The organism is Citrobacter sp. CK191, assembly GCF_030333435.1.
Classification (GTDB): Bacteria; Pseudomonadota; Gammaproteobacteria; order Enterobacterales; family Enterobacteriaceae; genus Citrobacter_B; species Citrobacter_B koseri.
On sequence record NZ_JAOWFX010000022.1, the window covers coordinates 21,061 to 30,239 of the forward strand.

General features: G+C 52.0%; 8 protein-coding genes. All 8 read right to left on the bottom strand.

The genetic code is table 11. From position 1 onward, the window contains the following. Nucleotides 1-37: 37 nt before the first annotated feature. Nucleotides 38-4,066, bottom strand: coding sequence for a DNA-directed RNA polymerase subunit beta (gene rpoB, locus OGV82_RS05630; RefSeq protein ID WP_024130652.1), 4,029 nt, complete (start codon nt 4,064-4,066; stop codon nt 38-40). 319 nt (nt 4,067-4,385) lie between these two features. Beyond that, nucleotides 4,386-4,751, bottom strand: a complete 366-nt coding sequence (gene rplL, locus OGV82_RS05635; RefSeq protein ID WP_012133812.1) for a 50S ribosomal protein L7/L12 — start codon at nt 4,749-4,751, stop codon at nt 4,386-4,388. A 66-nt stretch (nt 4,752-4,817) separates the two neighbouring features. Beyond that, a complete protein-coding gene (gene rplJ / locus OGV82_RS05640) occupies nt 4,818-5,315 on the bottom strand; it encodes a 50S ribosomal protein L10 (protein WP_004097644.1) in 498 nt (165 codons plus the stop codon). Between the two features lie 355 nt (nt 5,316-5,670). Further along, the gene (gene rplA / locus OGV82_RS05645) at nt 5,671-6,378 is read right to left on the bottom strand and encodes a 50S ribosomal protein L1 (protein WP_012133813.1); all 708 of its coding nucleotides are present in this window, start codon (nt 6,376-6,378) and stop codon (nt 5,671-5,673) included. 3 nt (nt 6,379-6,381) lie between these two features. Then, nucleotides 6,382-6,810, bottom strand: coding sequence for a 50S ribosomal protein L11 (gene rplK / locus OGV82_RS05650; RefSeq protein WP_012133815.1), 429 nt, complete (start codon nt 6,808-6,810; stop codon nt 6,382-6,384). A 157-nt stretch (nt 6,811-6,967) separates the two neighbouring features. Next, nucleotides 6,968-7,513 carry a transcription termination/antitermination protein NusG gene (nusG, locus tag OGV82_RS05655; protein ID WP_003862341.1) on the bottom strand — a complete coding sequence of 182 codons (546 nt, stop codon included), beginning with the start codon at nt 7,511-7,513 and terminating at the stop codon, nt 6,968-6,970. 1 nt (nt 7,514) lies between these two features. Next, nucleotides 7,515-7,898 (bottom strand): preprotein translocase subunit SecE, encoded by a 384-nt coding sequence (gene secE, locus OGV82_RS05660; protein ID WP_012133816.1) that lies wholly within the window; start codon nt 7,896-7,898, stop codon nt 7,515-7,517. Between the two features lie 231 nt (nt 7,899-8,129). Beyond that, on the bottom strand, nt 8,130-9,179 hold a 1,050-nt coding region (gene tuf / locus OGV82_RS05665; RefSeq protein ID WP_286450944.1), incomplete at its 5' end, for an elongation factor Tu.

A 9,179-nucleotide genomic window follows, 5' to 3' on the forward strand; every position in this document is an offset into this window, starting at 1 on the left:
GTATTACCCCGGCAGCAGTGACCTGTTTGAGCGAGAATTACTCGTCTTCCAGTTCGATGTTGATACCCAGCGAACGAATCTCTTTCAACAATACGTTGAAGGATTCTGGCATGCCCGGTTCCATCTGATGGTTGCCGTCCACGATGTTCTTATACATCTTAGTACGGCCATTCACGTCATCAGACTTAACGGTGAGCATTTCCTGCAAGGTGTATGCTGCGCCGTATGCTTCCAGCGCCCACACTTCCATCTCCCCGAAGCGCTGACCACCGAACTGCGCCTTACCACCCAGCGGCTGCTGAGTAACCAGGCTGTAGGAACCGGTGGAACGAGCGTGCATTTTGTCGTCGACCAGGTGGTTCAGTTTCAGCATGTACATGTAACCTACGGTTACCGAACGCTCGAACTGTTCACCGGTACGGCCGTCAAACAGCGTGATCTGACCGGAAGTCGGCAGGTCACCCAGTTTCAGCAGCTCTTTAATTTCCGCTTCTTTCGCACCGTCGAACACCGGCGTTGCGATCGGCATACCTTTGCGCAGGTTTTCAGCCAGACGCAGAACTTCTTCATCGCTGAAGGTATTCAGGTCAACTTTCTGACGAACGTCAGCGCCCAGATCGTACGCACGCTGGATGAATTCGCGCAGTTTCGCGACTTCCTGCTGCTGTTTCAGCATGGCGTTGATCTTATCGCCGATACCTTTCGCAGCCATACCCAGGTGGGTTTCCAGAATCTGACCGATGTTCATACGAGACGGTACGCCCAGCGGGTTCAGTACGATGTCTACCGGCGTGCCGTTTTCATCGTAAGGCATATCTTCGATCGGGTTGATCTTAGAAATTACACCCTTGTTACCGTGACGACCTGCCATCTTGTCACCAGGTTGGATACGGCGTTTAACCGCCAGATATACCTTAACAATCTTCAGCACGCCCGGTGCCAGATCGTCGCCCTGAGTGATTTTGCGGCGTTTCGCTTCGAGTTTTTTCTCGAACTCGTGTTTCAGTTCGTCGTACTGCTCAGCCAGTTGCTCCAGCTGATTTTGTTTCTCTTCGTCGGTCAGGCCCAGTTCCAGCCAGCGATCGCGCGGCAGTTTGTCGAGCTTCTCAGCTTCAACGCCACCGGAAACCAGCACAGCGTGGATACGGCTAAACAGGCCAGCTTCGAGGATCTGCAATTCTTCAGACAGGTCTTTCTTCGCCTGCTTCAGCTGCATCTCTTCGATTTCCAGCGCACGTTTGTCTTTTTCTACGCCATCGCGAGTAAAGACCTGAACGTCGATAACCGTACCGGAAACACCGTTTGGTACGCGCAGAGAAGAGTCTTTAACGTCAGACGCTTTCTCACCGAAGATCGCACGCAGCAGTTTCTCTTCTGGCGTCAGCTGGGTTTCACCTTTCGGCGTTACCTTACCAACCAGAATGTCGCCGCCGGTCACTTCCGCACCGATGTAAACGATACCGGATTCATCCAGTTTAGAGAGCGCAGCTTCACCCACGTTCGGAATATCAGCGGTGATCTCTTCCGGCCCCAGCTTGGTGTCACGGGACACACAGGCCAGTTCCTGAATGTGGATGGTGGTGAAACGGTCTTCCTGGACAACACGCTCGGAAACGAGGATGGAGTCTTCGAAGTTGTAGCCGTTCCACGGCATGAACGCTACGCGCATGTTCTGACCCAGCGCCAGTTCACCGAGGTCGGTGGACGGACCGTCAGCCAGCACGTCGCCGCGCTCAACCGGCTCACCCAGAGAAACACACGGCATCTGGTTGATACAGGTGTTCTGGTTAGAGCGGGTGTATTTGGTCAGGTTGTAGATGTCGATGCCTGCTTCGCCCGGGTACATCTCGTCTTCGTTAACTTTGATAACGATACGGGACGCATCCACGTACTGAACAGTACCGCCACGTTTAGCAACCGCAGTTACACCGGAGTCAACGGCAACAGCACGTTCCATACCGGTACCAACCAGCGGCTTATCAGCGCGCAGAGTCGGAACCGCCTGACGTTGCATGTTCGCACCCATCAATGCACGGTTGGCGTCATCGTGTTCCAGGAACGGGATCAGGGACGCACCGACGGAAACCACCTGTTGAGTGGAAACGTCCATGTAGTCAACCTGGTCGCGGCTGAACAAGCTGGATTCGCCTTTGCTACGGCAAGTAACCAGATCTTCTACAAAGTGGCCTTCGTCATCCAGGTTGGAGTTCGCCTGAGCGATAACGTAGTTACCTTCTTCGATAGCAGACAGGTAATGAATTTCATCAGTCACCACGCCGTCGGTGACTTTACGATACGGAGTCTCAAGGAAACCGTATTCGTTAGTCTGTGCGTACACGGACAGGGAGTTGATCAGACCGATGTTCGGACCTTCAGGCGTTTCGATAGGACATACGCGACCGTAGTGAGTCGGGTGTACGTCTCGAACTTCGAAGCCTGCGCGTTCACGGGTCAGACCGCCTGGGCCGAGTGCGGAGATACGACGTTTGTGCGTAATCTCAGACAGCGGGTTGTTCTGGTCCATAAACTGAGACAGCTGGCTGGAGCCGAAGAACTCTTTCACTGCCGCAGAAATCGGTTTGGCGTTGATCATGTCCTGAGGCATCAGGGTATCCAGATCGCCCAGAGACAGACGCTCTTTCACCGCACGCTCAACACGCACCAGGCCAACGCGGAATTGGTTTTCCGCCATTTCGCCTACGGAACGGATACGACGGTTGCCGAGGTGGTCGATATCATCGACTTCGCCTTTACCGTTACGGATATCAATGAGCTTCTTCATCACGTCAATGATGTCGTCTTTGCTCAGGATACCGGAACCTTCAATTTCGTCGCGCAGCAGAGAACGGTTGAACTTCATACGACCAACCGCAGACAGGTCATAGCGGTCTTCGGAGAAGAACAGGTTCTCAAACAGGCTTTCAGCCGCTTCACGAGTCGGCGGCTCACCCGGGCGCATCATGCGGTAGATTTCTACCAGCGCGCTCAGACGATCGTTGGTCGGGTCGATGCGTACCGTTTCAGAAATGTACGGGCCGTGATCCAGATCGTTGGTGAACAGCGTTTCGATACGCTTGTGGCCAGACTGGCTCAGCTTCGCCAGCAGATCCAGGCTCAGCTCCATGTTCGCTGCGCAGATCAGCTCGCCAGTTGATTCGTCAACGTAGTCTTTAGACGCCACTTTACCCGCGATGTACTCAACCGGAACTTCGATATGTTTGATATCGTCTTTTTCCAGCTGGCGAATGTGGCGCGCAGTAATGCGACGACCTTTTTCGACGTACACTTTGCCGTTGGCTTCGATGTCAAAGGAGGCGGTTTCACCACGCAGGCGTTCCGGCACCAGTTCCATCTGCAACTTGTTGTCGCGGATCTCGAAGATCACTTTCTCAAAGAACAGGTCCAGGATCTGTTCAGTGGTGTATTGCAGTGCACGCAGAATGATGGTCGCAGGCAGTTTACGACGACGGTCGATACGGACAAACAGGTTGTCTTTCGGATCGAACTCGAAGTCCAGCCATGAACCACGGTAAGGAATGATGCGTGCGTTATACAGTACTTTACCGGAAGAGTGAGTTTTACCTTTATCGCTGTCGAAGAAGACACCCGGGCTACGATGCAGCTGGGAAACGATAACACGCTCAGTACCGTTGATAACGAAAGTACCGTTGTCGGTCATGAGCGGAATTTCGCCCATGTAGACTTCTTGTTCTTTAATGTCTTTTACGGTGCCTTCCGGCGCTTCGCGCTCGTAGATCACCAGACGCAGTTTTACGCGCAGCGGTGCGGAATAGGTCACGCCACGGATCTGACATTCCTGAACGTCAAACACCGGTTCGCCAAGGCGGTAGCTGACGTATTGCAGCTCGGAATTACCGCTGTAGCTCTGAATCGGGAACACGGAACGGAATGCAGCTTCCAGACCGTACTGCCCTTCAGGATCTTGCTCGATAAACTTCTGAAACGAGTCAAGCTGGATAGAAAGGAGATAAGGTACATCCAGAACTTGTGGACGTTTACCAAAATCCTTACGAATACGTTTTTTCTCGGTATAGGAGTAAACCATAGGGTTCCTCAGCTCGCTGACAAGTCGACCCATCTGTCCTGCGGAGGGACAGTTTGTGCAACACTATTTTGTTGACCGGAAAATGGAATACTTTCCGCAATGCCTGTTGCTATCACGCTTAAACCATTTCATTGCGATTTACACAGAACGGGCGTTCTGTCGCAGTATATTAAGTCGTCGATAGAAACAAGCATTGTCAGGACAACCAGTAGTCAAACAGTGTGAAACGCTACTGGCGCCTTACAGCGCAAAAAGGCTGGTGACTAAAAAGTCACCAGCCATCAGCCTAATTTCTCAGGCTGCAACCGGAAGGGTTGGCTTATTTAACTTCAACTTCAGCGCCAGCTTCTTCCAGAGATTTTTTCAGAGCTTCAGCGTCATCTTTGCTCACGCCTTCTTTCAGAGCGGCCGGAGCAGATTCTACCAGGTCTTTAGCTTCTTTCAGACCCAGGCCAGTCGCGCCACGTACTGCTTTGATAACAGCAACTTTGTTAGCGCCAGCAGCTTTCAGAATTACGTCGAATTCAGTTTTTTCTTCAGCAGCTTCAACCGGGCCAGCAGCTACAGCTACAGCAGCAGCAGCGGAAACACCGAATTTTTCTTCCATTGCAGAGATCAGTTCTACAACGTCCATTACGGACATAGCGGATACTGCTTCAATGATTTGATCTTTAGTGATAGACATTTAAATTGTTCCTGAATATCAGAATAAGTTTATACGTAAGCGGATGCGTTATAAAGATAACTGCGATTAAGCAGCTTCTTTCGCATCGCGTACAGCAGCCAGAGTACGAACCAGTTTGCCAGCCGAAGCTTCTTTCATGGTTGCCATCAGGCGTGCAATTGCTTCTTCGTAGGTCGGCAGAGTTGCCAGGCGGTCGATCTGAGACGCCGGGATCAGCTCACCTTCAAAGGCAGCGGCTTTGACCTCAAATTTTGCATTCGCTTTCGCGAACTCTTTGAACAGACGAGCAGCAGCGCCCGGGTGTTCCATAGAGTATGCAATCAGGGTCGGACCAACAAACGTGTCTTTCAGGCACTCGAACGGAGTACCTTCAACGACGCGGCGCAGCAGGGTGTTACGAACAACACGCATGTAAACGCCAGCTTCACGACCTGCTTTACGCAGTTCAGTCATTTTATCTACAGTTACGCCACGGGAATCCGCAACTACTGCAGACAGCGCGCCTTTGGCTACTTCGCTGACTTCAGCAACAATCGCTTGTTTGTCTTGAAGATTTAAAGCCATTAGCTTTGCTCCTGGATGTTTGCCAGAGCTCATGCTCTGGAACTCACTTCACTCTCCTCAACGAGGAGAGCGTCTTAATACGGTGAGCAGAAACAAGCCAGAGTATAAAAAATAATCTTAGCGTTCTGTCACCGTCTACGCAGGGCATTAAGTTTCTTACGAAACACCTGCGGTCTTCGACGGAGGCCTGGATAGGCCAGGCTCCAACGAACAAATCTTGTCTATGACTTCGCCCTTTGAACCGTAGCCGCGTTAGCTGCTACAATTCAAATGACTCGCATAGAGTTCTGTTTATTTCAACAGAAACGTGGGGGTAAGATTGTAGACAAAATCACCGCCCACGTAAAGGCGAATATTAGTTCGCCACAGTCGCAGTCAGACCGGACTGATCAACGGCAACGCCAGCACCCATGGTGGTGGAGATGCTAACTTTCTTGATGTACACGCCTTTTGCCTGAGTCGGTTTTGCTTTTTTCAGCGCAACCAGCAGAGCTTCCAGGTTTTCTTTCAGTTTGTCAGCGTCAAAATCCACTTTACCGATGGTGGTGTGGATGATGCCGTTTTTGTCGTTACGGTAACGAACCTGACCAGCTTTAGCGTTCTTAACCGCTTCAGCAACGTTAGGCGTTACAGTACCCACTTTCGGGTTCGGCATCAGGCCACGCGGACCCAGAACCTGGCCCAGCTGGCCAACAACGCGCATTGCATCCGGGGAAGCAATAACAACGTCAAAGTTCATTTCGCCTTTCTTGATCTGTTCAGCCAGATCTTCCATACCTACCAGTTCAGCGCCAGCAGCTTTAGCAGCTTCAGCGTTTGCACCCTGGGTAAATACGGCTACGCGAACAGAACGGCCAGTACCGTGCGGCAGTACAGTTGCACCACGTACGTTCTGGTCAGATTTACGCGCGTCGATGCCGAGGTTAACGGCAACGTCTACGCTTTCTACGAACTTAGCAGTGGCCAGTTCTTTCAGCAGAGAGATAGCTTCGTTGATGTCGTACTGTTTGGTCGCATCAACTTTCTCACGGATCACACGCATGCGCTTGGTCAGTTTAGCCATTTCTTAGTCCTCCACTACCAGGCCCATGGAACGTGCAGTACCTTCGATGGAGCGAGTCATCGCTTCAATGTCGGCACCAGTCATGTCGGCAGCTTTGGTCTGCGCGATTTCCTGCAGCTGAGCGCGGGAAATTTTACCTACTTTGTCTTTGTTCGGCTTGCCGGAACCAGACTTAATACCAGCCGCTTTCTTCAGCAGAACTGCTGCCGGAGGCGTTTTGGTAATGAAGGTGAAAGAACGGTCAGCGTAAACGGTGATAACAACCGGAATCGGCAGACCTTTTTCGATGGAATCAGTTTTTGCGTTGAACGCTTTGCAGAATTCCATGATGTTTACACCCTGCTGACCCAGAGCCGGACCTACTGGCGGACTCGGGTTAGCCATACCAGCTGCAACTTGCAGCTTGACGTAGGCTTGTACTTTCTTAGCCATTGCAATTTCCTCGTTTGGGTATAACGCCTGAAAACAGGCTCCCCGTGATATAAAAAAATCGTTTTACGGGCCAGGCCCATAAAAACAAAAGGCGCGAAATTGTATTCCAATCTCGCGCCTTGTGCAACGATTAAATCGCCGCTTTTTTGATCGCTGCTTAGGCTTTCTCAACCTGGGCAAAGTCCAGTTCTACCGGGGTCGCACGACCAAAGATAGAAACAGACACCTTCAGGCGGGACTTCTCGTAGTCCACTTCTTCAACAACGCCGTTAAAGTCAGCAAACGGACCGTCGTTAACACGAACCATTTCACCCGGTTCAAACAGCGTTTTCGGACGCGGTTTATCACCGACCTGTTGCAGACGGTTCATGATCGCATCAACTTCTTTGTCGCTGATTGGCGCCGGACGGTCAGACGTACCGCCGATGAAGCCCATCACACGCGGAACACTGCGCACCAGGTGCCAGCTTGCGTCGTTCATCACCATCTGAACCAGGACGTAGCCCGGGAAGAATTTGCGCTCGCTTTTGCGACGCTGGCCACCACGGATTTCGACCACTTCTTCGGTCGGCACCATGACTTCACCAAACAACTCTTCCATATTGTGTAATTTGATATGCTCACGTAGCGATGTTGCTACGCGGCCTTCAAAACCGGAAAACGCCTGAACGACGTACCAGCGCTTTTTAGGAGCTTCAGACATCTCAGAACCTCAGGCCAGTGATAAAGGATACCAGGCGAACCAGAATACCATCCAGTCCCCACAGGATCAGTGACATTACTGCGGTAACCGCAGCCACAATCAGCGTGGTGTGCAATGTTTCCTGGCGAGTCGGCCAAATGACCTTACGGACTTCGGTACGCGCTTCACGGGCAAAAGCAACGGTTGCTTTACCTTTTGTCGTCAACAGCGCGACACCACCCGCTGCAGCAATCAGAATTACTACGGCCAGCGCACGCAGCGGCAGCATCATGTCGCGATAGAGGTAGTTGCCCACAATAGCCACAAGCAGCAATGCGACAACAACGACCCACTTCATCGCTTCCAGGCCGCGCCCGCTTCCTTGAGCTTCGGTATTCGCACTCATAAACCAACCTGTCAGAAGTATTCTACAAACATTTTCACCCCGCGTATGCGAGGCAATCCAAACCGAAATGCTCTGTGTTGCGTTTCGGACTAAACGCCCTCAGCAGAGCCTGTCTCAGCAATGATTATGACAAAAAAAATCACTGATGAGCCAGGTTCTGATGTGAAAGCGTGCAAAAAGGGCATCAAATGATGCCCTTTTATTGCGCATTGCGTCAAATGTTATCAGCGATTAGCCGAGAACTTTAGCAACCACGCCTGCGCCAACAGTACGGCCGCCTTCACGGATTGCGAAACGCAGACCGTCGTCCATCGCGATCGGGTGGATCAGGGTAACAACCATTTTGATGTTGTCGCCCGGCATTACCATCTCTACGCCTTCCGGCAGTTCGATGGTGCCAGTCACGTCAGTTGTACGGAAGTAGAACTGCGGACGGTAGCCTTTGAAGAACGGAGTATGACGGCCGCCTTCGTCTTTGGACAGGATATAAACTTCAGATTCGAACTTGGTGTGCGGCTTGATGGAACCCGGCTTAGCCAGTACCTGACCACGTTCGATTTCTTCACGTTTGATACCACGCAGCAGAACACCTACGTTCTCACCAGCACGGCCTTCGTCCAGCAGTTTGCGGAACATTTCAACGCCAGTACAGGTAGACTTCGCAGTCTCTTTGATACCAACGATTTCAACTTCTTCGCCCACTTTGATGATACCGCGCTCTACACGACCGGTAACAACGGTACCACGACCGGAGATGGAGAATACGTCTTCGATCGGCAGCAGGAACGGCTTGTCAATCGCACGCTCTGGTTCCGGGATGTAAGAATCCAGGTAGCCAGCCAGTTCGATGATTTTCGCTTCCCACTCTGCGTCGCCTTCCAGCGCCTTCAGAGCAGAACCACGAACGATCGGCGTGTCGTCGCCCGGGAAATCGTACTGAGACAGCAGTTCACGCACTTCCATCTCAACCAGTTCCAGCAGCTCTTCGTCATCAACCATGTCGCATTTGTTCAGGAACACGATGATGTACGGAACGCCTACCTGACGACCCAGCAGGATGTGCTCACGGGTCTGCGGCATCGGGCCGTCAGTCGCAGCAACAACCAGGATCGCGCCGTCCATCTGCGCAGCACCGGTGATCATGTTTTTAACATAGTCGGCGTGGCCCGGGCAGTCTACGTGCGCGTAGTGGCGAGTCGGGGTGTCGTATTCAACGTGAGAAGTGTTGATGGTGATACCACGAGCTTTTTCTTCCGGCGCGTTATCGATCTGGTCGAATGC